This is a genomic window from Brevundimonas sp. (assembly GCF_036405315.1).
In the GTDB taxonomy this organism is placed as follows: Bacteria; Pseudomonadota; Alphaproteobacteria; order Caulobacterales; family Caulobacteraceae; genus Brevundimonas.
This window is the reverse complement of sequence record NZ_DASWXW010000058.1, coordinates 60,288-86,337: the sequence shown is the minus strand read 5'-3', so window position 1 is coordinate 86,337 and position 26,050 is coordinate 60,288. Positions and strand designations below refer to the sequence as shown.

Here is a 26,050-nt window from a genome sequence, read left to right as displayed (position 1 = left end):
GTGATCAGTAGGAGCCGCGACCCGAGGTGACGGCGGGCAGGGTCGCCACGATGATCTTGAGATCGGTCCGAAGCGACTTGTTTCGCGCATAGAGGACATCGCAGGCCACACGCCGACGATAGCTCATGTCGTTGCGCCCGCTGACCTGCCACAGGCCCGTGATGCCGGGCCGCACCGCGCAATAGTGTTGGAAGTAGCCGCCGTACCGTTCGATCTCGCCCGCCACGATGGGGCGCGGACCGACGATGCTCATGTCGCCCTGCAGCACGTTCAGCAGTTGCGGCAGTTCGTCGAGGCTGGATTTGCGCAGGAACTTGCCCAGTCGGGTGACGCGCGGGTCGCGATGCAGCTTGTGGTCCCGCTCCCAGGATTCCCGGGCGTTGGGATTGGACTTCAGCAGGTCCTCCAGCGCCGCATCGGCATTGCAGATCATGGATCGGAACTTCAGGCAGCCGAAGATCCGACCATCCTTGCCGACCCGCGCGTGTCGAAAAATCGGCGCGCCGCCGTCGCTCAGATAGATCAGCGCCGCGACCACCAGAAGCAGGGGGGCGATCAGCCAGAGGGCCGCCAGGGAGAGGAGTATGTCGAGGGCGCGCACCCGCTGCCCGTCACTGATCAAGGGGAGGCGGAGATGCGCGATCTTCGCCGAAGGGAGGTGTCCGGCAACGCCCGGCGCCGTTGAGACGCTCAAGTCCATCATGGCCACCCTTGCCGGCGACGTTAATAGCTCGTTAACGCTGTTCGGCAGGCAAAGGTTCGCAGCCTTCCGAGGCTGTGGGGCGTGGGGTTTGGTGTGGCTTTCCCAGTCACGCGACGACCGGCGACGGTCGCTTCATTTCGACTTTGGGATGTCGAACGACTTGCTGGGCGATCTGCCCGATGAGGCGCGTGAAGCCGCTGGTGGTCGGGCCGGGGCAGGGGAAGGAAGACGCCGACCTGGTCCTTCAATCGATCCACTCACGCGCTCGACGGAGGGGCGCCAAATCGGGAGGAGGAACCTCGGATAGGCCGCGGCGTTGCGGAGAACCCTCTTCCGCCCTCCGGATCGAGGCGACGGCCCGGTTTCCCGTCTATCGCCCTCCTGCGGGCTGCCCGGGCCGTTTCCAATTCGCCGCGTGGCGATATGGGCTGCGGCTCGTCAGCCGGGCCGCCTGCAGACCTGTCACAGGTATTTCGTGATCTCTCGGAATTCCGCCATCGCCTGTCGCGCTTCGACAGGATCGCCGTCAGCGGCATGCGCCAGGCAGTGATCGATGTGGTCGTGGATCAGGGTCTTCTTTGCGGCCGCAACCGCCTTTTCAATAGCGTGAAGCTGCTGGGCGAGATCAAGGCAGGCGCGCTTGTCCTCCATCATCTGGATGACAGTCCGAATGTGACCTTCCGCCCGCTTGAGGCGCTTGATGACGTCGGGGTGCGACGCATGAGAGATGTGTGCCATGGGTTTGACCTATCCCCCCGGTAGGGATAGGTCAAATGACGAAGGACCGCAGGAGGCGTGTGAAGCCGCCGCCTTGGAAAGACCCATGATGTTCTCGCCGCTCAAGCACGCCGCCTATCGTCACCTGTTCATCGCCCAGGTCGCGGCCCTGCTGGGGACCGGCATGGCGACCGTGGCTCTGGGCCTCTTGGCCCATGATCTGGCGGGCGCCGGAGCGGGCGAAGTCCTGGGGATCGCCCTGGCGATCAAGATGATCGCCTATGTCGGCGTGGCGCCCTTCGCCAGCGCCCTGGCCTCCAGGCTGCCGCGCAAGACCCTGCTGGTTTCACTGGACGTGGTGCGCGCCGCCGTGGCGGCCTCCTTGCCCTTCGTCAACGAAGCCTGGCAGGTCTATGGCCTGATGACGGTGCTCTATGTCGCCTCCGCCGCCTTCACGCCGGCCTTCCAGGCCATGATCCCTGACCTGCTGGAGGATGAGGGCGAGTACACCAAGGCCCTGTCACTTTCCCGACTGGCCGCCGATCTGGAGAGCGTCGCCAGCCCGGTGCTGGCGGCCGTGCTGCTGTCCGTCATCAGCTATCACAACCTGTTCGTCGGCACGGCGCTCGGCTTCATCCTCTCCGCCGGGTTCGTGGTGACGGCGGTTCTGCCTCGGCTCTCGACGGCCCAGACCCTGCCTTTCCTGCGCCGTCTCACCGGCGGCGTGAAGCTGTTCGTCCTGACGCCCCGACTGCGCGGACTGCTGGCGGTCAGTCTGGCGACGGCGGCGGGGGGCGCCATGGTCTTCGTCAATACCGTCGTCCTGGTGCAGTCGAACTTCGGCCTGTCGCAGCAGGCGACGGCATGGGCCTTGGCGGCGTTCGGCGGCGGGTCGATGACGGCGGCCGTATTCCTGCCGAAGGTGCTGGAGCGCGTGACGGATCGCAGCGCCATGGTGTCAGGCGCCTTGCTGATGACGGCGGTGCTGGTCGCCGGCGCGCTGTTCGCCCGAAGCTACCCGGTGCTGATTGCACTCTGGATCGTCATGGGGTTCGGCTACTCCCTGACCATCACCCCGGCGGGCCGCGCCCTGCGGCGGTCATCGACGGCCGGTGAACGGCCTGCGCTGTTCGCCGCCCAGTTCGCCCTGTCGCACGCCTGCTGGCTGATCGCCTATCCCGTTGCGGGCCTGGTGTCGGCCGAGGCGGATCCTCAGGCGGCCTTCATCGTGCTGGCGGCGCTGAGCGGCCTCGGCGCGATCCTGGCGCTTGTCATCTGGCCTGCGCATGATCCGCTGAATCTGCTGCATGATCACGCCGATCTGGAGCCGGATCATGAACACCTTGATGAAGGCATGCGCCCCGACGCGGCGGCCACCGCCCACGCCCACCCTGTCGTGATCGACGACCATCACCGGAGGTGGCCGCCTTCCGCACGCTGAGGCGGAAGGCGGCGGGACGAGCCTCAGTCTATGAACTCGACCTTCTCATAATTGCCCGAGGTGGTCAGGGTGATCGTGACCGCTTCATCCGTGCGATTGCGCCAGAACCAACCGTGCTTGCCGTCGAAAGCGGCGGTCAGCACGCCGCTGAGGCGCTGCTCCGTACCTTTGCCGTAGCCATGGTAGGATATGCCGGCGCCGTCGCCGTGCGTGTCATAGTTCACGGCCCCGCCGTCGGACGCCCAGGTGAAGTTGGCCCGTGCGCCGCTCTTCATGACCAGCTTCACCTCCGCGCCTTCGTCCGGCTCGAGCGTGATCGAGGTGCGGTCGGATTTTGCGGCGGGTTGGGCTGCGGGGGATGACGCCGAGGGCGTCGTTGAAGCGGCGTTGGGGGACGCCGCCGACGGAGTCTGCGGCACAGGGGCCGCTTCGGCCGGCGGGGCGGTCGGGGCTGCGGCTGCGGGAGACGAGTCCTGAGAAACAGGCGCGGCCTTGGCCGCGGCCGCGTCGGCTGCGGCGTCGGCCGCCGCTTCCTCGGCGAGTTGGCGCTTGATCCGGCCCATTTCGGTCAGGCCGAACACCGAACCGATGCGGGTGGGATCGACGCCGTATTCGGCGGGAAGGACGACGGTGACCAGCAGGACGGAGGCGACGACGGCGGCGATGCCGGTGGACTTCAGCAGTTGGGCCGTGGAGGGCAGGTCGGCTTTGGCGGGACGGTTTGCGTTGTACATGAGGGTGTCTCCGATCACATGACGAAGAAGCCGACGAGCTGGTAGCCCGTCAGAATGAAGCCGAGCGTCATCAGCACGACGTTGGTGAGATAGGCGTGCTTCCAGAAGCCGTCCGTGCGGCGCCAGAAACCCATCAGGATGAGGATGCCGCCCAGGGCGAGCAGTTGTCCGATCTCGACGCCGATGTTGAAGGCGACGAGGTTCCACAGCAGGCCGTCGGGCGAGAGCTGGAAGTCCTGCAGCTTGGTGGCGAGACCGAAGCCGTGGAACAGGCCGAAGATCATCGTGGCCGCCTTGGTGGAGGGCTGGAAGCCGAACCACCTCTGATAGGCGCCCATATTGTCCAGGGCCTTGTAGACGACCGACAGGCCGATGATGGCGTCGACCAGATAGCTGGAGACATTGATGTTCATCAGCACCCCGAGCAGCAGGGTCGACGAGTGGCCTATGGCGAACAGCGTCACATAGATGCCGATGTCCTTCATCCGGTAGAGGAAGAAGATCACGCCGAACAGGAACAGCAGGTGGTCGTAGCCGGTGACCATGTGCTTGGCCCCCAGATAGACGAAGGGCCAGAACAGGAAGCCGGAGGTCTCCTGGATGTAGCCTTTGTCGCCCGCGGCGACGCCGTGGGCGAGGACCTGGCTGAGCAGGCCTTCAAGGAAGAGAAGGCCGACCACAAGGACCGCCAGGGTCCAGGGTGATCGAAGCCACGACAGTCGGTCGCGGCAGGGTGCGGAAGTCATGTGCATCCTTGCGATTGAAGGGGAGAAGCGACGGTCGCCGTCATCGGCGGCCGTCGACGAAGAGGGAGGGGCGCTGATGACCGGCCGCCCCTGGCGGGGCGGCCGGTCGCCTCAGAGCGTGCGACGACGGCGGAAGGGCAGGTGGTCCAGCCAGGCGGGCCTGGGCCGGTCGCTCGGGGCGTCACGCCCGTGCACCAGGCTGTAGAGGGCCGGGAGCACGAGCAGGGTCAGGATCGTCGAGGAGACGATCCCGCCGATGACCACGGTGGCCAGCGGACGCTGGACCTCCGCGCCGGCGCCGACGTTGACCGCCATCGGCACGAAGCCGAGGCTGGCGACCAGGGCCGTCATGAGCACCGGACGCAGACGCGTCAGCGCCCCTTCTCGAATGGCCTGTCCGACGGGCTTGCCCTCTTCGATCAGACCTCGAATGAAGCTGACCATCACCACCCCGTTCAGCACGGCCACGCCCGACAGGGCGATGAAGCCGACGCCGGCCGAGATCGACAGGGGCAGGCCCCGCAGCGCCAGCGCCGCCACCCCGCCGGTTAGCGCCAGGGGCACGCCGGAGAAGACGATGGCGCTGTCCCGCCAGGAGCGGAACAGGGCGAACAGCAGACCGAAGATCAGCAGCAGGACCGCCGGAACGACCAGCTGCAGCCGTTTGGCGGCCGAGATCAGTTGTTCGAACGTGCCGCCGTAGGAGACCCAGTAGCCCGCGGGCAGATCGACCTCCTGGTCCACCCGCTCACGGACCTCGCCGACGAAGGAGCCGAGGTCGCGATTGCGGACGTTGGCGGTGACCACGATCCGGCGCTTGCCGTCTTCGCGACTGATCTGGTTCGGGCCGGTCTCCAGCGCGATCACGGCGATCTCGCTGAGCGGCACGAATCCGCGCGGCTGACCATTGGCGCCAGGCAGCGGCACCTGGATGCGGCCGATGGCGTCGGTGTTGCGGCGCAGGTCTTCGGGCAGGCGGACGACGATGTCGAAACGTCGGTCGCCTTCGAAAATCTGCCCCGCGGTGGCCCCGCCCATGGAGGTGGAGATCACCGACTGGACGTCATCGATGCTCAGGCCCAGGCGCGCGATGGCGTCCCGGTTGGGCGTGATCTGCAACATGGGCAGGCCGGTGACCTGCTCGGACTGAGGGTCGGCGGCGCCGCGAACGGAGCCGACGATCTCCTCGATCTGGGAGCCGAGCGCCACAAGCTGGTCCAGGTCGTCCCCGTGGACCTTGACGGCCACGTCGGAGCGAACCCCGGACAGCAGTTCGTTGAACCGCATCTGGATAGGCTGGGTGAACTCGTACTTGCTGCCGGGCACCTCGTTCACCGCCTCTTCCATCTCGCGAACGAGCTGGAGTTTCGGTTTGCGGGGATCGGGCCATGCCTTGCGGTCCTTCAGCAGGATGAAGGTGTCCGAGACCGAGGGCGGCATCGGGTCGGTGGCGACCTCCGCCGTGCCGATCTTGGCGACGACCCGTTCGACCTCCGGGAACTTGGCCAGACGGGCTTCGAGAACGGTCTGCATCTCGATGGCCTGGCTAAGGCTGGTGCCCGGAATACGCAGGGCGTGCATGGCGATGTCGCCTTCGTCCAGGTTCGGCACGAACTCCGACCCCATGCGCGAAGCGACCAGAGCCGCGCCCGCGACCAGGGCGATGGCGATCGCCACCATCACCACGCGTGTCCTCAAGGCGAAGTCGAGCGCCGGCTGGTAGCCGGTGCGCGCCCAGCGCATTAGGAAGCTGTCCTTCTCCTGAACCTTGCCCGTGACGAACATGGCCACAGCCGCCGGCACGAAGGTCAGCGACAGGACCAGGGCGGCGGTCAGGGCGATCACCACGGTGATCGCCATCGGGTGGAAGGTTTTGCCCTCCACGCCGTCCAGCGCGAAGATCGGCACATAGACCAGGGTGATGATCAGGACGCCGAATAGCGACGGTCGGATCACTTCGCTGGACGCCTGCCCCGCCAGGGAGAAGCGTTCCTCGCGGGTCAGCAGGCGGCCCTGTTGATGCTGGGCCTCTGCGAAACGACGCAGGCAGTTCTCAACGATGATGACGGCGCCGTCGACGATCAGGCCGAAGTCCAGCGCCCCAAGGCTCATCAGATTGCCCGAGACGCCCGTGCGCACCATGCCGGTGATGGTCATCAGCATGGTGATGGGGATGACCGCCGCCGTAATCAGGGCCGCTCGGAAGTTGCCCAGCAGCAGGAACAGAACCACGACCACGAGCAGAGCGCCCTCGATCAGGTTCTTCTCGACCGTCTTGATGGCGCGCTCGACCAGGTCGGTGCGGTCATAGACGGGCGAGGCGATCACGCCGTCCGGCAGGGCTTTCGCCGCTTCCTGAAGGCGGGCCGACGCCGCCTGGGCGACGACGCGGCTGTTCTCACCAGCCAGCATTAGGACGGTCGCCAGCACGGTTTCCTTGCCGTTCTCCGTGGCGGCGCCGGTACGAAGTTCCTCACCCAGGCCGACCTCAGCCACCTCCGCGATGCGGATTGGAACGCCGCCGCGCGTGGTGATGACGATGTTGGACAGGTCCTGCGTCGTGGCGGCCTGACCCGGCACGCGGATCAGCCACTGCTCGCCGTAGCGCTCGACATAGCCGGCGCCGACATTGGCGTTGTTGCGCTCCAGCGCCGACACGACCTCGTCCATGGTCACGCCGTAGGCGGCGAGACGTTCGGGGCGAGGCGTGACGTGGTACTGGCGTTCGAAGCCGCCGATGGTGTTGACCTCGGTGACGCCGGGCGTGTTGCGCATCTGCGGACGGATCACCCAGTCCTGCAGGGTGCGAAGGTCTTCAGGCGTGTAAGGCGTGCCGTCCGCCTTGCGGGCGCCCGGCTTGGCCTCGATCGTGTACATGAAGATTTCGCCCAGGCCGGTGGCGATCGGCCCCAGTTCCGGCGACAGTCCGGTAGGCAACTGGCCGCGTGCGGTTTGCAGCCGCTCGTTCACCAGTTGGCGCGCCCGGTAGATGTCCGTTCCGTCTTCGAACACGACCGTGACCTGGCTCAGGCCATAGCGCGAGACCGAGCGCGTGTAGGACAGGCCCGGCACGCCCGCCACGGCCGTCTCGACCGGGAAGGTGATGCGCTGTTCGGCTTCCAGCGGCGAATAGCCGGGCGCCTCCGTGTTGATCTGAATCTGGACGTTGGTGATGTCGGGCGTGGCGTCGATCGGCAGCTTCTGGAAACTCCAGACGCCGATGACCGCCGACACGAGGACCAGCGCCAGCACGACCCAGCGATGCCGGATCGACAGGCTGATGATGCGTTCAAGCATGATGCCGCATCCCCCTAGTGGTCATGGCTCGCGCCGGACTTCTCGATGTCCGCGCGAATGAGGAAGGCGCCGTCGACGACGTAGGTCGTCCCTGGCTCGATGCCACCCAGGACTTCGGTCCATTCTTCGGTGCGACGGCCCAGTTCGAGCATCCGCACCTCATAGGTGTCGCCGACCTTGGCATAGACCACAGTGAAGTCGCGGAACGGCTGGAGCGCCTTGGTGCGCACCGCCAGCGGAACCTCGCCTTCGCCGACCTGCACCATGCCTGCCACACCGAGGCCCGGCCGCCAGACGCCGCCCTGGTAGGGCAGATCGACATGGGCGACGAGGGTTTGGCTGAGGACGTCGTCCGACGGCAGGATCGCCTCGATGACGCCGCTGGCCGTGTGCTCGCCGGCCAGGCTCTTGAGTTCGACCCGTTGACCGACACGAACCCGTTCGGCGTCGCGCGGATAGAGGAAGAACTCCGCGTGCAGGCGGGTCGGGTCGCCGATCACCAGCATGGGGGCACCATTGCCGGTGATCGAGCCGGGGTTGACGTTCTTGGCGGTGATCACGCCGGAGATCGGGGCCGTGATCGCGTAGGTCTGCAGGCTCTCGCTGGATTCCACGCGCGCGACGACTTGGCCGCGCGAGACGCGTTGACCCAGTTGGACGCTCATGGACATGACGCGGCCCGGATAGCGGGCGTGCACCTCGGCCTGGCCTTCGGGTGTGATCTCGACCCGACCGCTCAGCGGCAGGGTCTCACCCAGGACGGCGGGACCGACCTGCTGGGTCGTAACGCCTCCGGCGCGGGCGGCGTCGGCGCCGATGACGGTCCGGCCCTCATAGGACTGATAGGACCAGGCTGAACGCTTGCCTGCCTGCGTGGCGGCGACCGAGACGTCGAAGGAGTGAGGCTCGGACACCACGCCGGGACTGGCCAGATAGTCGTTCTCCGGCGTGAAGGTGAAGCGATCCACCTTCGGACCGAGGCGGCTCAAGGCGATGCTGGCCTGAACCAGCTTCGGATCGAGCGGCTTGTCCTTCAGATAGGGGTAGAGGCGGAACAGCGGCTCCGGCCCTTCTTCGAAGATGGTAACCTCGATGGCGAAGTCGCCGTCGCGAAGCAGGCGGCCGTTGTGCGGCCCGCGCTCGTAGTCGGCGGCGGCGGCCGCTTCGCCCTCGGGCTTGGCGGCCTGATCCCCGCCGCTGCAGGCGGCCAGCGTCAGGGCCACAGCGGTCAGGACCCCGCCCAGCGCGGTCGCTGAAGTGCGAGACATCTTCATGGTTGGGTCTCCTGGCCGAGCAGGTCGGCATGCGCGCCGGTCAGGCGGTCCAGCCGCGCGCGGTCGTTGTGGAAGGTCTGCAGCACCGCGACCCGGCGGGCCTTGGTCTGCAGGAGCGCGGTGTGAGCGCTCATCACGTCGTTGTAGGTGAAGCCACCACGCGCGAAGCCGTCCCGGACCAGGGTCACGGCACGTTGCGCCTGCGGCAGGGTTTCCTCGGCGATGCGTCGGGCTTCGTTCGCCCGCGCCAGCAGTTGGACCTGCAGGCGGGCGATCTCGCGTTCGCGTTCCAGTCGGAGCACGTTCTGGTCGGCCTGGGCGGCCACCCCTTCGGCGCGGGCGCGATCAATGGCGCCCTGGTTCCGGTCGTAGCGCTGCAGCGGGATTGATCCGCCGAAGACGAGGGCGACCTCGTTGTCCCAGATGTGCCGGACGCCGACGCTGACCGTGGGGTCAGGCACGGCGCGGGCTTCCTCCAGCCGAACCTGGGCGTCGGAGATGGCCTGACGGGCGCGAAACGCCTCCAGGTCCGTCGATGCCACCTCGCCGGCGGCGACGCGCGCGGCGCTGGTGTCCTCGAAGTCGGAACGCATCAGAGTAAAGTCGGCGCCTCCGTCCCAGAACTTGACCAGGACGATGCGCGCCACGCGAAGCGCAATCTCGGCCTGATCGAAATCGATCTGGGCCTGGGCGAGTTCGGCTTCGGCGCGGGCTCCGGCGAACAGCGGGTCTCGGGCCGCGTTGACCCGACGTTGCACCTCGGTCTGGAAGCGCTCGGCCAGCGAAAGCCGTTCGCGGGCGATCTCCAGCAGGGCGTCAGCCGCCATGACGTCGGCCCAGGCGCGCTGCACCGCCTCCAGGCGGTCCAGTTGCGCAATCCGGGCGTGAGCGAGAACCAGCAGGCCCTCGCTTTGCGCCAGACCGGTGCGAGCCGGACGGTCGCCGCCGCGTTCGAGTCTTTGCTCGTAGGTCAGGGTGGTTTCGGTCCGCCCCAGGATGTCGCCCCCGCCGAGCGTCGGCAGGTTCTCGACCATCAGGCCCAGGGTGGGGTTGGGCCGAAGGTCAGCCTGACGAACGCCGGCTTCGACAGCACGAAGGCGCGCGTCGAGGCCTGGCCTCGCCGGATCGGCTTCGGCGGCGCGCCGAAGCGCAGTCTCAAGAGCGAGGACTTGCCCGGAGCCCGCCGTCACGACTGACGGCGGGGATTGGACAAGCGCGATGGCAGGCGGCGACGAAGCCGCCGTCAGGACGAGCGTGAGGGCGGACATGGCCGCGCCTCGCCCTCGCCATCCGGCAGGACCGGACATGGAAGGTTTCAAGGGATATCTCCAACAGGACACGCACGGCCGAGAGGCCGCGCAGGATCAGCTTTTCAGGCGATCAGGCGTTCTGTCTGGGAGGTTGGTGCGGGGCGTCGAGAAGCGCCCCCGGAGGCAGGGCGTCCGGCGCTGGACCGAGATCAAGCGCGGTTATCATCCCCGATGCGGTCGGATGGACGGGCGCGGCCAGGGCGACATGAATGTCGCCGCCGTTGTGGTGGTGATGGCTGAAAGGCGTCTTTCCGCCTTCATCGGCGACGGCGACGTCGACGGTGGCGTCGGAGGGCGCATCGTCGGCGGCGTCATGGCTGTGGCCGTGTTCAGGGGCATGATCGTGGGCCAGATCCGACGCGTCCTCGAAGGTGACGCCGGGGAACTGAAGACCGTGCTCGATGCGGTGCTGGCTATTGACCACGCCATGCATCTGCACCGCGACCATGACGGTCACGCCCAGGCAGACGCAAAGGAGGCGGAGCAAGCGTGGCAAATCGAAATTCCTCGATCGAATTTCGTTAGTGGGAAATCGTCTGCGATGCAACGCTGTGAAGGTCGCAGGCGCTCTTGAAGGCTGTCTGGTCGTCGAATGTGTTGCCGCGATCAGTTGAACCCGCCATCGACTTGCGACTTTGGCCTCCGGCCGAAATGCGGACATTCCGTCCCATCAAGCTGCCCACCCAACCAAGGACAAATAGTTCTCAGGATCGTCCACGTCGGCGCGCCTGCGCTGGTCCCCTTAGGGCGCGCTAGACCATGTTACTGAAGGACCGAGTCTGACTCATCTTTGACCTTCAGAACGTTTGCTTCTCGGCGGTTGCTTCGTGCCCCGCAGCGGCCTCCTCGGGGTTAGCTCTCCTCGTACCCGAGCGATGGCTCCATGTCCTCGAAGGTGACGGTCATGCCCCAGCCCTTGGCGGAGGGCGAGGCGATATGGCCGTATCGGATCGACAGCTGTCGCTCGGCGATCTCTTCGCCGGTGTGCTTGATCGCGGCCAGGTAGAGGGCCGAGGCGAGGCCTGATCGGTCGGCACCGGACTCGCAGTGGATCAACAGGGGTTTGGGCGCCTGTTCCATGACCTGGATCAGCCGCCAGGCTTCTTCCTTGGTGATCCCGCGTCGGGCGGACATCCTGAAGTCGATGTGCTGGATGCCGAGCCGCTGGGCCGTTGCGACCTCGGTATCATACCAGGCGGCACCCCGGTTCTCGCCGCGCAGATTGATGATGGTGCGCACGCCGTGCTCACGCTGATAATCGGTAATGGCGGCGGCCGAGGGTTGCGCCGCGCGATAGACTTCGCCCGGCGCCACGGTGTGGAAATTGCCGGTGGCCGCCAGCGTTCCGGCATAGGTGAGGATGGAGAGGAGGCCGACGCCGAGGACGACGCCGATTAGCCGAAGCGTCAGCTTCAGGCCGCGTCCCGCCTTGTGAAACAAGATCATGTCCTAGCGTGCCTCTGGATTGCGGCGTTTTTCCGAGAACTGCATCGCAGCGTCCGGCTGGAGCCCGGCCCATTCTTCAAGCGGAACTGTATGTAGAGCGACTCGTTTCGTCCGGGGTAGCGGACGTCGCGAAACTCTGCCTCAAACGCGTTACCGCTTGTCGGTGGGAGCGAAGCGTATTTCACTTCCATCAGTACGGCGGATCGTCCGCTCGGTAGCAGCGTCGCGACGGCTCGGGAGAGGCGGAGGGGATGACCAGAGGGCGGATGCGCGGGGCGGCGACGCTCGGGCTGACGGCAGGCGTCCTCGCTCTGGCTCTGAGCGGGTTGGCGGGCTGCGTCAGCTATCGCCCGGCTGACCTGCCGTCGGCGCCGTCGGCTGATCCGAGCGCTGCTGATCTGGCGGCGGAGGCGGTTCGTCTGAATTTGCCTCTATCGCCGGCGCCCGTGGATCTGTCCGGGCCTTTGACGCCGGACCAGTTGGGCCTGATCGCCGTCCTCGCCAATCCTGATATTCGCGCCCAGCGCGCGCGGCTGGGCGTGGCGGACGCCCAGGTGTTCGACGCGGGGCTGCTGCCGGACCCGCAGTTCTCGTTCAGCCTCGATCACCCCGTGTCGGGCCCGGGACTGGTGGATGCGGTCGCCGCCGGTCTGGGGCTGGATACGTCCAGCCTCTACGCACGGCCGCTCAAGCAGCGCGCGGTGGCGCGAGGCGACCTGTCGGCCAATGATCTGGAAGCTCGCCGTCTGGCCGCCGCTGACGCCAGCGATCGCGCCCGGACGGTCGAGCGCGACCTGCAGGCGGCGCGGTTCGAGTTGAACGCGACCCTCGGCCTGTCGCCGGCGTTTGTCATTGCTCTGGCGGCGCCGGGGGCGCGGGCAGGGGCGGCGCCCGACGCGGCAGGGCTGATCGAGGGGGCCTATATCCGGCGTCTCGATCTGGCGGCCCTGCGCGCGGGCTATGAAGCGCAGGACGCGGCGCTGCGGTCGGCCCTCTTGATGCAGTATCCGCGGTTGAACCTGTCGCTCAACGCCGCGCGCGACACGGGGGCTGTGCGCACCAACGGCCTGGCCGTGAGCTTTGATCTGCCGCTGTGGAACCGAAATCAAGGCGGGATCGCGGTGGAGGAGGCCACGCGCGAGCAGCTGCGGGCGGAATATGAAGCGCGCCTGTTCGCCATGCGGTCCGAGGTCGCGGCCCTGGTCGGCGCCTATGCCGTCGGCCTGCATCAGCGCGACGAACTGGCGGCGCAGGTCATTCCGCTGCGCCAGACGGTTGAGGCCTTTGAACGGGCCGGGGCGCGGGGCGATGTCGCCCTGATCACCGCCGAGACGGCGCGTCAGGCCCTGACGGACAAGGAGATCGCCCTGGCGGCCCTTGATCAGGCGCTGGCCGAACAATGGACAGCGCTGGAACTGGCGTCGGGGACCTTGATCAGATGAAGCCTTCCATCATCAGCGTCTCGACGCTCTGTCTCGCGATCATGACCGGGCTGGCAGGCTGCTCGAAGCCGGCCGAGAAGACCACGCCGCCTACGGCCGCCATCCGCACAGCCCTGGCCGAAACAAAGGCGCTGGAGGAGACTATCACCGCCTATGGCCAGGCCGAGTTCAACCCATCGGCCGCCCGCACCCTGACCGCGACCTTCGAGGCCCAGGTGGCGCAGGTACACGTCAATCTGGGCGAGGCTGTGCACGTCGGCCAGCCAATCGTCACCCTGATCGCCAGCCCGGCGACCCGCCTCGATCTGGACCGGTTCACTCGGGAGGCCGCCGTCGCGGGGGCCGAGGCGGCGCGGCTGCAGCGTCTGCGCGCCGACGGTCTCGCCTCGGACGCCGAGGTCGCGACCGCTGTCGCCGCCGCCGCCACGGCGCGCGAGGCTAGCAATAATCTGCGGCGCCTGACGGGCGGCGGGCGCGTGACCTTGACCGCGCCCGTGGCGGGGGTGATCGACAATCTTCCGGCCAGCCCGGGGACGCTGGTCGCGGCCGGCGGTCTGGTCGCCAGTGTGGCCTCCACGCGCCTGCTGAACGCCCGGCTGGGGGTTGAGGTCGAGGACGCCCAGCGCATCCAGCCGGGCGCCGCGATCCGCCTGACCGGGCTGCACGAGGACGGCGCGGCCGTCGATGCGCGCGCGGCCTCGGTGGATCGCCGCGTCGATCCCGCGACCCGTCTGGCGGCGGTGATCGTCGCCCTGCCGTCGGGCAGTCCGGTCCTGCCGGGCGAGGCCTTGAAGGGCGAGATCGTCGTCGGGGTTCAGAGCAACGCCGTCGTCGTGCCGCGCGCCGCCGTCCTCTACGAGGGCGACCAGCCTTATGTTTACGTCGTCAGCCGCAACATCGCCGCGCGGCGGCCGGTCGTCGTCGGGTTGGAGCAGGCCGACGCGGTTCAGTTGTCCGAGGGAGTGCGTCCCGGCGACCGGGTCGTGGTCGAGGGCGGTCCGTCCCTGTCCGACGGCATGACCACGCGCGAGACGCCCGCCCGCCCGGCGGCCAAACCATGAGTCGCTGGCTGAGCGGGCAGGGCCGCTTCATCGTCCTAGTCTTCGTCCTGCTGGCCCTGTCGGGCTCGGCGACGGCCGTGCGTCTGCCGGTCAGCCTGTTTCCTCATATTGATTTTCCGCGCGTCGTCGTCTCGGTCGAGGCGGGCGACCGCCCCGCCGACCAGATGGTCAATCAGGTCACGCGGCCGGTCGAGCGGGCCCTGCGCACGGTGCCGGGCGTGGTCAGCGTGCGCTCGACCAGCAGTCGGGGCTCGGCGGAGCTGTCAGTCAACTTCGCCTGGGGCGCCGACATGGTCGCCGCGACCCTTCAGGCTGAATCCGCCATCAACGGGGTCCTGCCAGACTTGCCTCCGGGCGTCCGGTTCGAGGTCCGACGCATGGACCCGACCGTCTTCCCCGTTCTGGGGCTGGCCCTGGTGTCGTCGTCCCGCGATCAGGTGGCCCTGCGCGATTTCGGCCAACTTCAACTGGCGCCGCTGCTATCCTCGGTGCCCGGCGTGGCCGCTATCGATGTGCTGGGCGGGCAGGAGAAGGAGTATCAGGTGCTGGCCGATCCGGCCCGGCTTCAGGCTCTGGGTCTGTCGGTCGAGGATCTGGCCAAGACCTTGTCGTCCAACAATGTGGTCGTCGCGACAGGCCGGCTGGAGGACCGCTATCGCCTCTATCTGGTGCTGGCCGACAACCGGCTGAAGGGCATCGACGACATCCGCCACACGGTGATCCAGACCGGCGCGCGCGGCGTGGTCGAGCTGGACGACATCGCCGAGGTCGTGACCCGTCAGACGCCGCAATGGACCCGCGTGACCTCCCAGGGGCGCGACGCCGTCCTGCTGAACATCCGCCAGACGCCCGACGCCAACAGCGTCGCCCTGGTCAAGGAGGTGCGGCGGCGCATCGAGGCCTTCAAGGCCGAAACCCCGCCGGACGTGCAGATCGTCACCTTCTACGACCAGTCCCAACTGGTCACGGCGGCGGCGGGCAGCGTGCGCGACGCCATCCTGCTGGGGGCCTTGCTGGCGGGGCTGGTCCTGTTCGCCTTCCTGCGCAGTCTGCGCTTCATGCTGATCGTCGCCCTGCTATTGCCGGTCGTGCTGGCGGTGACGACGATTGTCCTGAGCCTGATGGGGATGAGCTTCAACATGATGACCCTGGGCGGCATGGCCGCCGCCGTGGGTCTGGTGGTCGATGACGCCGTGGTCATGCTGGAGCACCTGATGCGGCGGCTGCAGGAGCAGCATCGCGACGGCGGCCGGGCCGCTTCCGGCGGCGTGCTGGTGGCGGCGTCCGAGATGACGCGGCCCCTGATCGGCTCAACCCTGGCGACCGTGCTGGTCTTTACGCCCCTGGCCTTTCTGGGGGGCGTGACGGGCGGCTTCTTCCAGGCCCTGGCCGTGACCATGTCGGCGGCCCTGATCATCTCGTTGGCGTTCGCCCTGTTCGTCGCGCCTCTGCTGGCCGACAAGTGGGTTAGGGCGCGCGATGTCGAACAGGCCGAGAAGGCCGGCGCCGTCCTTGATCGGCTGGGCGCGCGCTATGAAAAGCTGATGCGGCGCATTCTGGAAACGCCGGGGCGGTTCGCCCTGATCATCGGCCTGATCGTGCTGGTGGTCGGCGGCTTCGCCTACACCCGTCTCGGCTCGGGCTTCATGCCCCGCATGGACGAGGGGGGCTTCATCCTCGACTACCGCGCCGCGCCCGGAACCTCGCTGGCCGAGACCGATCGCCTGCTGCGTCAGGTCGAGGCTATTCTGCAGGCGACCCCCGACGTCGAAAGCTATTCGCGCCGCACCGGTCTGCAACTGGGGGGAGGGCTGTCCGAAGCCAACGAGGGCGACTTCTTTGTCCGCCTGAAAGCCCATGGACGTCGTCCGATCGACGAGGTGACGGCCGATGTGCGCAGCCGGGTCGAGGCCACGACGCCCGGCCTGACCATTGAGACAGCGCAGCTGATGGAGGACCTGATCGGCGACCTGACCGCCGTGCCTCAGCCCATCGAGGTCAAGCTGCTGGGCCCCGACGAGGAGGCGTTGAAGGCCGCTTCGCCCATGGTGGTCGAGGCCATCGGCAAGATCCGCGGCGTGGTCGAGATCGAGGGCGGCCTGCGCGTCGCCGGCGACGCCGTGACCATCACCGTCGACCGCCCCGCTGCCGCGCTGGAGGGACTGGACCCCGAGGCCGTCACCCGCCAGCTGGAGCAACTGATCGGCGGAACCGTCATCGGCCAGATTCAGGAGGGCGAGAAACTGGTCGGCGTGCGCGTCTGGACCGAGGGCACGCTGCGCGACCGCGTGCGCGCCTTGCAGGACCTGCCGTTGCGGGCGCCGGACGGCCATGCCCTGCCGCTGAAGCGCGTGGCCACCCTGGCGATCTCTCCGGGACAGCCGCAGATCACCCGCGAGAACCTTCAGCCCCTGGTCGCCGTCACCGCGCGGCTTGAAGGACGCGACCTCGGCTCGGCCATGCGGGAGGTGTCGCAGACTGTTTCCCGCCTGAACCTGCCGTCTGGCGTGCGCGTCGAATACGGCGGCCTCTATGCCGAGCAGCAGAAATCCTTCCGCGACCTGGCCGTCGTCTTCGTCGCGGCCCTGATGCTGGTGGGGATGCTCTTCCTCTATCTGTTCCGCAGCTGGCCGGCGGTGGTCGGCATCATCGTCACCCTGGCCCTGTCGGCGGCCAGCGTCTTCCTCGGCCTGTGGGCGACGGGGACCGAGTTGAACATCTCGGCGATGATGGGCCTGACCATGGTGATCGGCATCGTGGCCGAACTGGGCGTCTTCTACCTGTCCGAACTGCCGTCGGATCAGCGCCCGGACGCCGAGGCTCTGATCGCGGCGGGGCGCGCGCGTCTGCGGCCCATTCTGATGTCGGCGATGATCGCCATTCTGGCTCTGTCGCCCTTGGCCTTGGGTCTGGGGGAGGGCTCGGCGATGCAGAAGCCCCTGGCCATCGCCATCATCACCGGTCTGCTGGCGGGCGTGCCGCTGATCCTGATCTTCGCGCCGGCGCTCTACGCCAGGCTCGCGGCCGCAAAGGGAACAGCCCGTCGAGCATCGTGATCGAGGGGCAACTATCCAGGCCGTCGGACGTTACGACCGACGCGCCGATTTCGGTACATCACACTGTTCTGGCGCTGGATGATCGGCCCCAGAATCACCAATCACGAGGCGCCAATGCGCGGGCTGATTTCCATCGTCCTTCTCGCCTCGCTGGCGGCCTGCACGCAGCGGCAGCCGGAGCCGGCGAAACAGGCTGGGGGGCCGACCGCGTCGCCCCCTGCGGCGGCCAGCCCTGAAGCGCCCATTGCGTCGACCGAGACCGCCGTCGCGCCCGAGGTCAATCCGCCGGGCGACATTCCCGACTCGCAGGTCTTCGTAAGCTATCAGTCGGCTGCAGGCGGATACCGGCTTGATGTCCCAGAAGGGTGGTCGCGCACGGAGAATGGCTCGGACGCCGCCTTCGTGCAGAGGTTCGACGGCGTCAGCGTCGCCCTTGCCCCGGCGACGGCCGCGCCGACCCTCGCCAGCGCGCGCGCCAGCGAAGCGGCGCGCATCACCGCCTCGGGTCGCGCCGTGAAGATCACCGACGTGTCGGCCGTGACCTTGCCGGCCGGGAAGGCCGTGGTCATCCGCTACACGTCGAACTCGGAGCCGAACGCCGTGACCAACAATCGCGTGCGCCTGGAGAACGAGGCCTTCCTCTTCTTCAACAAGGGCCAGATGGCGACGCTGACGCTGTGGGCCCCGCAGGGCGCGGACAACGTGGATCAGTGGACCCGCATGTCGCGCAGCTTCCGATGGCAGTAGCGCCTCCGGCGATCGAGGCGCGGGAACTCTACCGATTCTACCATATCGGAGACGAAGAGACGCTCGCGCTCCGGGGCGTCAGCCTTGTCGTGAACCCCGGCGAGATGGTCGCCGTGGTCGGTCCTTCGGGGAGTGGAAAGTCGACCTTGATGGCCTGTCTGGCGGGTCTCGACGAGCCTGACGGCGGCTTCGTCTATGTGAACGGCGAGCGCCTGACCCGCTGCGACGAAGCGGCGCGCACCCTGATCCGATCAAGGATGATCGGCCTGCTGCTGCAAAGCGGCAATCTGTTCGATCACCTGACGGTTCGCCAGAACGTGGCGCTCAAGATGAGGTTCGCCGGTCAGAGCGACACGGCGAGGATCGACGAAGTGCTCGACCTCGTGGGCATTGGCGCGCGCGGCCAGGCCTATCCCTCGCAGCTTTCTGGCGGGGAGGCGTCACGCGCTGGACTGGCCGTGGTGCTGGCCCCCCGGCCGCCTATCATCATCGCCGACGAGCCGACGGGCGAGGTCGACAGCGAGACCGAACAGGGCATCCTCGCCATCTTCGACCGCCACCGCGCGGACGGCGGGGCGTCGCTCATCGTCACCCATAGCGAAGCCATAGCGAGCCGCGCTGACCGCACCGTGCGGCTCGACGACGGAAGGGTCGCTGATGGCTGAGGTGCTGGCCGAGGCGATCGATGCGGGCCGCGTCTTCCAGGGCGCGGGCGGAAACGTGATCGCCCTGAAGCACGCGACCTGCCGGATCGAACGCGGCGACCGCATCGCCCTGGTCGGTCCCTCCGGCAGCGGCAAGTCCACGCTGCTTCATCTGTTCGCCGGGCTCGACGAACCCACCAGCGGCGTCGTGCGCTGGCCCGCCCTGGGCGACCGGCACGGGCTAAGGCCCTCGAAGGTCGCCTTCGTCTTTCAGTCTGAAAGTCTGATGTCGCCGCTCACGGTGCTTGAGAACATCGAGGCGCCGAGGCTTCTCGCCGGGGCGGACGCCGCCGAGGCGAGACGCGAGGCCTCGGCCATGCTCGAAGCCCTGGGGCTGACCGCGATCGCCGACAAGCTGCCCGAGGAAATCTCCGGCGGACAATCGCAGCGCGTGGCGATGGCCCGCAGCCTTGTCACCCGGCCGGACCTGATCCTCGCCGACGAACCAACCGGCCAGCTCGACCACGCGACCGCCGGGCATCTGCTCGACCTGATGGAGTTGCATCTGCGAGGGACCGGCGCGGCGCTGGTCGTCGCCACCCATGACCCCTTTGTCGCCGGCCGCATGGCGACGCAGTGGCGGATGGATCACGGGGTGCTGGCATGAGCGCGAGCTTGATCTGGCTCTTCGGGCTTGTTCGGCGTCGCGCGGGCCAGATGCTGCCGGCGACGCTCGGCATCAGCCTTACCGTCGCGCTCCTCGCGATCCTGGGCATCTTCATCGATTCCAGCGCGGCGACGATGACCCGCCGCGCGCTGGGCGACGTGCCCGTGGACTGGCAGGTCGAGGTCGCGAACGGCGCCAGCCCCGACGCGGTCGAGCAGCTTTTGCGTCATGACGTTCGAACACGGACCATCGAGCCGGTCGGCTATGCGACGGTGTCGGGGTTCACCGCCAGCGGCGGCGGCACGACCCAGACGACCGGCGAGGGCAGGGTGCTGGGCGTCGCGCCGAGCTATTGGAGCGACTTCCCGGGCGAGCTGCGCCCAATGCTCGGCCGCTCGGACGGCGTCCTGATCGCGCAGCAGACGGCCGCCAACCTTCACGTCGGCGTCGGCGACACGGTTTCGATCATGCGAGCGGGGCTGCCGCCGGTCACGGCGCGGATCGATGGCGTGATCGACCTGCCGCAGGCCGATTCCCTGTTCCAGGCGGTCGGCGTCGTCGCCGCCGCCGCGCCTCAGGCGCCGCCCGACAATGTCATGGTCGTGCCAATGGCGACGTGGCGCCAGTGGTTCGGGCCGCAAACTTCAGGTCCCTCCGCCGCCGCGCGCATTCAGTTCCACGTCAGGCTTGAGCACGCCCTGCCGCCAGACCCGGGCGCCGCCTTTGTCTATGTCCAGCAACTGGCGCGCAATTTCGAGGCCCGCGCCGCGGGTGCCGCCGTCGTCGGCGACAATCTCGCAGCCCGGCTCGACGGGGTGCGCGAGGACGCCCTCTATGCCCGCGTCCTGTTCCTCTTTCTGGGCCTTCCGGGCGCGATCCTGGCCATCATCCTGACCTTCGCGGTCAGCGCCGTGGGCGGGGATCGGCGTCGCCGGGAGCAGGCCTTGCTGCGCGTGCGGGGCGCGACGACAGCGCGCATCCTCAGGCTCCAATCGCTTGAGGCGTTGGTCGTTTCGGCGCTGGCGGCCGTCCTCGCGCTCGGTCTGGTCTGGATCGTCAGTCGATGGATGGTCGATCTGGCGCTCGGCCCCCGACAGGCGGTTGTCACTGCGGCGGCCCTGGGGATCGGGGTTCTGACGGCGCTGGCTTCCGTGGCCATTCCCGCCTGGCGGGAGGCTAGGACGCCGCCGGCCCAGGCTGGCCGAACACGCGTCGGGCGCGCCGAGACGCCGTTCTGGGAGAAGACCTGGATTGACGTGATCCTGCTCGTGCTCGCGGGCGTCGTCTACTGGCGCGCCACGGCGTCCGGCTACCAGATCGTGCTGGCGCCGGAAGGCGTCGCGCAGACGTCGGTCTCCTATGAAGCCTTCGTCGCGCCGCTCGCGCTGTGGATCGGGGTCGGCCTGCTGACGACGCGACTGTTTCGGCATGGCCTTGTCGCGGGCCGCTCTCTCGTGGCGAGTCTCTTCAGACCGATCAATGGTTCGTTGGCGCCGGTCGTGGCCGCCTCCGTGTCGCGGCAGGCGCGGCTCATTACCCGCGGCGTCGTCCTGACGACCCTGGCCTTCTCGTTCGCGGTTTCGACGGCGGTCTTCAACACCACCTACAATGTGCAGTCGAACGTGGACGCCGAGCTCACCAACGGCGCCGATGTCACCGTCACCGGGTCGACCGCCTATCCCGCCGGACGCCTCCTGGCGGACATCGCCATGGTTCCCGGCGTCAGCGCCGCGCGGGCGATGACGCACCGGTTCACCTATGTCGGCAACGATCTCCAGGACCTCTACGGCATTGATCCGCTCACCATCGGCGACGCCACGGATCTCTCAAACGCCTTCTTCGCCAACAACGACGCCCGCGCGACCATGGCTGACCTGGCGTCGCACCGGGACGGCGCCTTGCTGTCGCAGGAGACGGTCAACGATTTTCAGCTCCATGTCGGCGACGTCATCAACCTTCGCCTGCAGAGCGCGACGGACCATCAATACCACCCCGTGCCGTTCCGCTTCATCGGCGTCGTTCGCGAATTCCCCACCGCGCCTCACGATTCCTTCGTCGTCGCCAACGCCGACTATATCGCTCAACAGACCGGAGACGCGGCTCAGGAAGTCGTGCTGATCCGGGGCAAGACGCCGCCGACCGAGCTTGCGGCGGCGGTGCGGCGGGCGGTCGTCTCGCTTCCCGGGGCTCAGGTCACCGATCTCGGCTCGGTGCAGCGCACCATCAGTTCGAGCCTCACCGCCGTGGACCTGCATGGACTGACCTGGATCGAACTGTCGTTCGCGATCCTGCTGATCGCCGGGGCCAACGGGCTGGTGCTGGGATTGGGTCTGATCGAGCGGCGGCGCGACTTCGCGGTGCTGGCGGCCCTGGGCGCCACCGGCAAGCAACTCGGCGCGTTTCTGTGGACCGAGGGGCTCATCGTTCTGGTCGTCGGCATGATCCTCGGGACCGCCACGGGCTTCGGCATCGCCCAGATGCTCGTGACCATGCTGACCGGCGTTTTCGATCCGCCGCCTCAGTCGCTCGCCATCTCATGGCCCTATCTGCTCGTCCTCGCGGCTGCGGGCTGCCTATCGACCGTGATCGCGGTGCTCGTGGCGCTCAACATCACCCGGCGGGGGACGATCGAGGCGTTGCGGACGATATGAGAAGCGACATGATGATGGGCTGGGCCGATAGAGAGTCTGTCCCTAGCCTCGCCTGGATGTTGCACGTTGGGCTTGGCGAATGTCGCATTCCTGGATGTGATCGACCTGATCGCGATGGCGGACAGATTATTGGCCGCGTCGATCAGCACGCCCGAGGCCGTTCGCTCCGATTAGCGATCCACCAGCTGGTCGTCGTCGATCTGATCGGTCAGAGGCAGGTCGGACGGATCGAAGATGCGCGTTTCGCAACCCATGAAGCGCAGAAGGCGCGCGGCCTCTTCGACGCACAGGCGGGAAAAGGAGCGATCCCGTAGCGAACCGTAGAGCAGCAGGATACGGGGCGGGTGATCGTTCGGGCCGAGGCCCAGGGCCGGTTCTCCTTCTTCTCGGGGCGGGGATCGTCCTAGCCCGACCGCTACGCGCGGCGCCGATGTGCCGCATGGACGGCGCTTGCGGCTGCAAGAATAAGGACTGAAGGCGGCGCCCGCGGCCAGTTCCGGGCAAGCAGGGCTTCACCGATCATGATCTGGTTCTATTACATCTTGGCCGCAATCGCGGAGATCGCCGGCTGTTTCGCCTTCTGGGCCTGGCTGAGGCTGGAACGCTCGCCGCTTTGGCTGGCGCCCGGCATTCTGTCGCTGGCGCTCTTCGCCTATCTCCTGACGCGGATCGACAGCGACGCGGCGGGCCGCGCCTACGCCACCTAAGGCGGCGTCTATATCTTCGCCTCAATCGCCTGGCTCTGGCTGGTCGAACAGAAGACGCCCGATCGCTGGGACCTGCTCGGAGCGTCGATCTGTCTGGTCGGCGCAGGCGTCATCCTCTTTGGCCCTCGCACCGCCTAGGTTAGTGCGTGTCGTGCAGGCAGCCGCCGTGGTCGCCAAGCGCCTCGATCACCCGGCATTCCGCCGTGGAGCCATGGGGGCATTGCGCCATGCGGGCGACCTCGACCCGCAGGGCGGTGAGGCGCGCGATCTTGTGGTCGATATCGGCGAGATGGGCCTGGGCGATGCTGTCGGCTGTCTCGCAAGGCGCATTGGGGGCCCCCGCCAGGGCCAGAAGCTCCCGGATCGGTTCGATCTCGAAGCCGAGTTCGCGCGCATGTCGAATGAACCGCAAACGCCGCAGGTCTCCGTCGTCATAGAAGCGCCGGTTGCCCTCCGTGCGGGGCGGCGAGGGCAGGAGCTGGATCTGCTCATAGTAGCGGATCGTGGGAATCTTGATCCCGCTGGCCCTCGACGCTTCGCCGATCGTCACGCCCCGGTTCATCTTAGCGCTTGCTCCTCTAGTCGCTAGAGGAAGTAGCGTCGCCAGGCATTCGAAACAAGGAGTCCCTCGTGATCCTGGAAACCCTGGAAACCCGGTATCGCGTGACCGGCATGGACTGCGCGGGCTGCGGCTCCAAGGTCGATACGGCGGTGCGGAAGCTGCCGGGGGTCACCGATGTCGCCGTGGCCGTCTCCACGGGGGTTCTGAAAGTCCAGCACGGCGACGGCTTCGCGTCGGACGGGGTGCTTCGTCAGGTGCGCAACCTGGGCTACGGCGTCGAAATCCTCGCACCGCTGGAGCCGGCGGCGAACGGCGAACGCGCCGCGCGGTCCGATGCGACGGCGCGCGGTCCCTGGTGGTGGACGCCCAAGGCCAGGTTGACGGCGGCCTGCGGCGTCGCCCTGGTCGCGGCCTACCTCTTCGGCGCCCTGTTCCCGAGTCTGGCGACGGGCGCCTTCCTGGTCGCCCTGGCGGTCGGCCTGGTCCCCGTCGGTTGGCGCGCGATCACCGCGGCGCGGTTCGGGACGCCGTTTTCGATCGAGATGCTGATGACGATCGCGGCGGTCGGGGCGGTCTTCATCGGCGCCGCTGAAGAGGCGGCGGCTGTCGTCCTTCTCTTCCTGATCGGCGAAATGCTGGAGGGCGTCGCCGCCGGGCGGGCCCGCAAGAGCATACAGGGCCTGACCGACCTGGTGCCCAAGACCGCCCTGGTCGAGATCGACGGCCAGGTCAGCGAAGTTCCGGCGGAAAGCCTCGCCATAGGCGCCGTCATCCTCGTGCGGCCCGGCGATCGCGTGCCCGCCGACGGGACCGTCGTGGAGGGCGAGGGGGAGATCGACGAAGCGCCGGTGACGGGGGAGAGCGTGCCGAGGCGAAAAATGGTCGGCGACCCGGTCTTCGCGGGCACCATCAATGTGGGCGGCGTCCTGCGGGTGGAGGTCACGGCGACCGCGGCCGACAACACCATTGCGCGGGTCGTGCGCCTGGTGGAGGAGGCCCAGGAATCCAAGTCGCCGACCGAACGGTTCATCGACCGCTTCTCCAAGATCTACACCCCCCTGGTGCTCGTCGTCGGCGCCCTGGTCGCGACCGTCCCGCCGCTCATGTTCGGCGGCGTGTGGAGCGAGTGGATCTACAAGGGCCTGGCGATCCTCCTGATCGGCTGTCCCTGCGCCCTTGTGATCTCCACCCCGGCGGCGATCGCCGCCGGGCTTTCCGCCGGCGCGCGGCGGGGGCTGCTGATGAAGGGCGGGGCCGTGCTCGAAACCCTGGGCAAGATCACCGCCGTCGCCTTCGACAAGACGGGGACGCTGACCTCCGGCAAGCCGGTCGTGACCGATATCGTGGCGAGCGGGTGTTCTGACGCCGAGGTGGTATCGCTCGCGGCGGCTCTGGAAACCGGGTCGAGCCATCCTCTGGCTCTCGCCATCCTTGAGCGGGCGAAAGCCGACAATGCGCCCATCCCATCGGCTTCCGCTGCGCGGGCGATCGCGGGCGAGGGCGTCGAAGGGATCGTGGGCGGCGCGCATGTCTTTCTGGGGTCGCCCCAGGCCGCCGTCCGGCGCGCTCCGCTGTCAGCCTCTCAGGACGCGGCGATCTCGGGCTTCAACGCTGCGGGCAAGACGGTTTCCGTGGTTGTGGTCGACGGCCTGGTCATTGGCTTCCTGGCCATGAGAGACGAGGCGCGGCCGGACGCGGCGGCGGGTCTGGCCAGGCTCAAGGCCATGGGGATCCGCGCCGTCATGCTGACAGGCGACAATCGTCGCACCGCGGCGGCGGTCGCCGAAGGCTTGGACGTCGAAGCGCGAGCTGAACTGCTGCCGCAGGACAAGCAGGGCATCGTCAAGGCGCTGCAAGCCGAGGGCCTTGTCGTCGCCAAGGTCGGCGACGGCATCAATGACGCGCCGGCGCTCGCCGCCGCCGACGTTGGCGTCGCCATGGGCGGCGGCGCCGACGTAGCCCTGGAAACAGCCGATGCGGCGGTCCTGCATGGCCGGGTCCAGGACATTCCCGACATGATCGTCCTGTCGAAGGGGGTGATGGGCAATATCCGCCAGAACATCACCATCGCCCTGGGCCTGAAGGCCGTCTTCCTCGTGACGACGGTGATCGGCGTCACCGGCCTGTGGCCGGCGATTCTCGCCGATACGGGCGCGACCGTGCTGGTGACCGCCAACGCCATGCGCCTTCTGGGATGGAAGCCGAAATGACGAGGTAGGGCTTCAGGTCGCCGGCGCGGCGGCGACCCTGCCGGTTCCGGTCTTCACCTTGCGAGCGATCCGGGCGGTCTGCCCAGGCGGCCGCAGCCAGCCAGCCAGCCAGCCGGCGCCGTCCTGGACGCGCATGCCGCGCCGAGGGGAGAAGGTCGAGCGCTTCATTCCTTTTCGAGCGCAGGCCGGCCGGATGGGAGGGCCAGGGGCGTCTCGGCTTGCTTCGGTCGGGACGTTGAGGCCGGCGGCCGGCCATGGTTGTGGGTTGAAGGGTTCATCTCGTTGCGCGTCGCGAAAAGGAAGGCGGAGCCGGCGACCCATAGGAGGGTGAAAAGCGCGGCCTGGACGGCCGCAGGGCGGCCGCGAGGCGAAAGGAACAGGCTGCCGCAGGCGAACAACGGCAGAACCACGCCGTAGGCGGCGTAGACGGGGATCCGGGCGACATTGAAGCCGGCGATGGCGAGGTAGAGGGCGAGGCTGGCGATGAAGACGGTGTTCAGGACCAGGAGGAAGCCGTCGAGCACGGGCCTGGGCTTGTGTCGGGCCCTCTTCATGGGACGGATGCGCTTGCCGTAGCGCCCCGGCCGCCAATTTATGGAAAGCCTGCCGCCTCCGCTGATGACCTTGCGGCTCAT

General features: G+C 67.9%; 20 protein-coding genes and 2 pseudogenes. 11 read left to right on the top strand and 11 right to left on the bottom strand.

Annotated elements, in window-relative coordinates:
• Positions 1-4: 4 nt before the first annotated feature.
• Complete coding sequence (locus tag VGE49_RS04040; RefSeq protein WP_331033296.1) at positions 5-601, bottom strand: sugar transferase; 597 nt, start codon at positions 599-601, stop codon at positions 5-7.
• A 564-nt stretch (positions 602-1,165) separates the two neighbouring features.
• Positions 1,166-1,441: a metal-sensing transcriptional repressor gene (locus VGE49_RS04035; RefSeq protein ID WP_331033295.1), complete on the bottom strand. Its 276-nt coding sequence runs from the start codon at positions 1,439-1,441 to the stop codon at positions 1,166-1,168.
• Between the two features lie 85 nt (positions 1,442-1,526).
• Here VGE49_RS04035 and VGE49_RS04030 point away from each other — a divergent pair, with 85 nt between their 5' ends.
• Complete coding sequence (locus VGE49_RS04030; RefSeq protein ID WP_331033294.1) at positions 1,527-2,861, top strand: MFS transporter; 1,335 nt, start codon at positions 1,527-1,529, stop codon at positions 2,859-2,861.
• 23 nt (positions 2,862-2,884) lie between these two features.
• Here VGE49_RS04030 and VGE49_RS04025 read toward each other — a convergent pair whose 3' ends face one another.
• From VGE49_RS04025 to VGE49_RS04005, 5 genes are all read right to left on the bottom strand, one after another.
• Positions 2,885-3,595: a transmembrane anchor protein gene (locus VGE49_RS04025; protein ID WP_331033293.1), complete on the bottom strand. Its 711-nt coding sequence runs from the start codon at positions 3,593-3,595 to the stop codon at positions 2,885-2,887.
• Positions 3,596-3,609: 14 nt separating this feature from the next.
• Complete coding sequence (locus VGE49_RS04020; protein ID WP_331033292.1) at positions 3,610-4,341, bottom strand: HupE/UreJ family protein; 732 nt, start codon at positions 4,339-4,341, stop codon at positions 3,610-3,612.
• Positions 4,342-4,452: 111 nt separating this feature from the next.
• Positions 4,453-7,638, bottom strand: a complete 3,186-nt coding sequence (locus VGE49_RS04015; protein WP_331033291.1) for an efflux RND transporter permease subunit — start codon at positions 7,636-7,638, stop codon at positions 4,453-4,455.
• 14 nt (positions 7,639-7,652) lie between these two features.
• A complete protein-coding gene (locus VGE49_RS04010; RefSeq protein WP_331033306.1) occupies positions 7,653-8,906 on the bottom strand; it encodes an efflux RND transporter periplasmic adaptor subunit in 1,254 nt (417 codons plus the stop codon).
• A gap of 2 nt (positions 8,907-8,908) precedes the next feature.
• Complete coding sequence (locus tag VGE49_RS04005; RefSeq protein WP_331033290.1) at positions 8,909-10,180, bottom strand: TolC family protein; 1,272 nt, start codon at positions 10,178-10,180, stop codon at positions 8,909-8,911.
• Between the two features lie 37 nt (positions 10,181-10,217).
• Here VGE49_RS04005 and VGE49_RS04000 point away from each other — a divergent pair, with 37 nt between their 5' ends.
• Positions 10,218-10,796, top strand: coding sequence for a hypothetical protein (locus VGE49_RS04000; protein ID WP_331033289.1), 579 nt, complete (start codon positions 10,218-10,220; stop codon positions 10,794-10,796).
• A gap of 278 nt (positions 10,797-11,074) precedes the next feature.
• On the opposite strand, the gene VGE49_RS03995 is transcribed toward VGE49_RS04000, so the two are convergent.
• Positions 11,075-11,668, bottom strand: coding sequence for a dual specificity protein phosphatase family protein (locus tag VGE49_RS03995; RefSeq protein WP_331033288.1), 594 nt, complete (start codon positions 11,666-11,668; stop codon positions 11,075-11,077).
• A gap of 251 nt (positions 11,669-11,919) precedes the next feature.
• Between VGE49_RS03995 and VGE49_RS03990 the strand changes: the two genes are divergently transcribed.
• The 7 genes from VGE49_RS03990 to VGE49_RS03960 all read left to right on the top strand — a co-directional run bounded on the left by VGE49_RS03990 (position 11,920) and on the right by VGE49_RS03960 (position 21,936).
• On the top strand, positions 11,920-13,110 hold the full coding sequence (locus tag VGE49_RS03990) for a TolC family protein (protein WP_331033287.1): 1,191 nt from the start codon (positions 11,920-11,922) through the stop codon (positions 13,108-13,110).
• Positions 13,111-13,151: 41 nt separating this feature from the next.
• Positions 13,152-14,171, top strand: coding sequence for an efflux RND transporter periplasmic adaptor subunit (locus tag VGE49_RS03985; protein ID WP_331033286.1), 1,020 nt, complete (start codon positions 13,152-13,154; stop codon positions 14,169-14,171).
• Complete coding sequence (locus VGE49_RS03980; protein ID WP_331033285.1) at positions 14,168-17,227, top strand: efflux RND transporter permease subunit; 3,060 nt, start codon at positions 14,168-14,170, stop codon at positions 17,225-17,227. The genes VGE49_RS03985 and VGE49_RS03980 overlap by 4 nt, the downstream gene beginning before the upstream one ends.
• A 114-nt stretch (positions 17,228-17,341) precedes the next feature.
• Positions 17,342-17,974, top strand: coding sequence for a hypothetical protein (locus tag VGE49_RS03975; protein WP_331033284.1), 633 nt, complete (start codon positions 17,342-17,344; stop codon positions 17,972-17,974).
• Entirely contained in the window at positions 17,965-18,639 is a 675-nt protein-coding gene (locus tag VGE49_RS03970; RefSeq protein ID WP_331033283.1) for an ABC transporter ATP-binding protein, read from the top strand. Before VGE49_RS03975 ends, VGE49_RS03970 begins: the two co-directional genes overlap by 10 nt.
• Positions 18,632-19,285 (top strand): ABC transporter ATP-binding protein, encoded by a 654-nt coding sequence (locus VGE49_RS03965; protein WP_331033282.1) that lies wholly within the window; start codon positions 18,632-18,634, stop codon positions 19,283-19,285. Before VGE49_RS03970 ends, VGE49_RS03965 begins: the two co-directional genes overlap by 8 nt.
• An 8-nt stretch (positions 19,286-19,293) precedes the next feature.
• Complete coding sequence (locus VGE49_RS03960; protein WP_331033281.1) at positions 19,294-21,936, top strand: ABC transporter permease; 2,643 nt, start codon at positions 19,294-19,296, stop codon at positions 21,934-21,936.
• 188 nt (positions 21,937-22,124) lie between these two features.
• On the opposite strand, the pseudogene VGE49_RS03955 reads toward VGE49_RS03960, so the two are convergent.
• A pseudogene (locus VGE49_RS03955) lies at positions 22,125-22,304 on the bottom strand (NADPH-dependent FMN reductase); the annotation flags it as partial.
• Positions 22,305-22,457: 153 nt separating this feature from the next.
• Between VGE49_RS03955 and VGE49_RS03950 the strand changes: the two are divergent.
• A pseudogene (locus tag VGE49_RS03950) lies at positions 22,458-22,781 on the top strand (YnfA family protein).
• Between the two features lies 1 nt (position 22,782).
• On the opposite strand, the gene VGE49_RS03945 reads toward VGE49_RS03950, so the two are convergent.
• Positions 22,783-23,205, bottom strand: a complete 423-nt coding sequence (locus VGE49_RS03945; protein ID WP_331033280.1) for a MerR family transcriptional regulator — start codon at positions 23,203-23,205, stop codon at positions 22,783-22,785.
• A 68-nt stretch (positions 23,206-23,273) separates the two neighbouring features.
• On the opposite strand from VGE49_RS03945, the gene VGE49_RS03940 reads away from it, so the two are divergent.
• Entirely contained in the window at positions 23,274-25,415 is a 2,142-nt protein-coding gene (locus tag VGE49_RS03940; protein WP_331033279.1) for a heavy metal translocating P-type ATPase, read from the top strand.
• Positions 25,416-25,579: 164 nt separating this feature from the next.
• Here the strand turns inward: VGE49_RS03940 and VGE49_RS03935 are convergent, their stop codons facing one another.
• Positions 25,580-26,050, bottom strand: a complete 471-nt coding sequence (locus VGE49_RS03935) for a hypothetical protein (protein ID WP_331033278.1) — start codon at positions 26,048-26,050, stop codon at positions 25,580-25,582.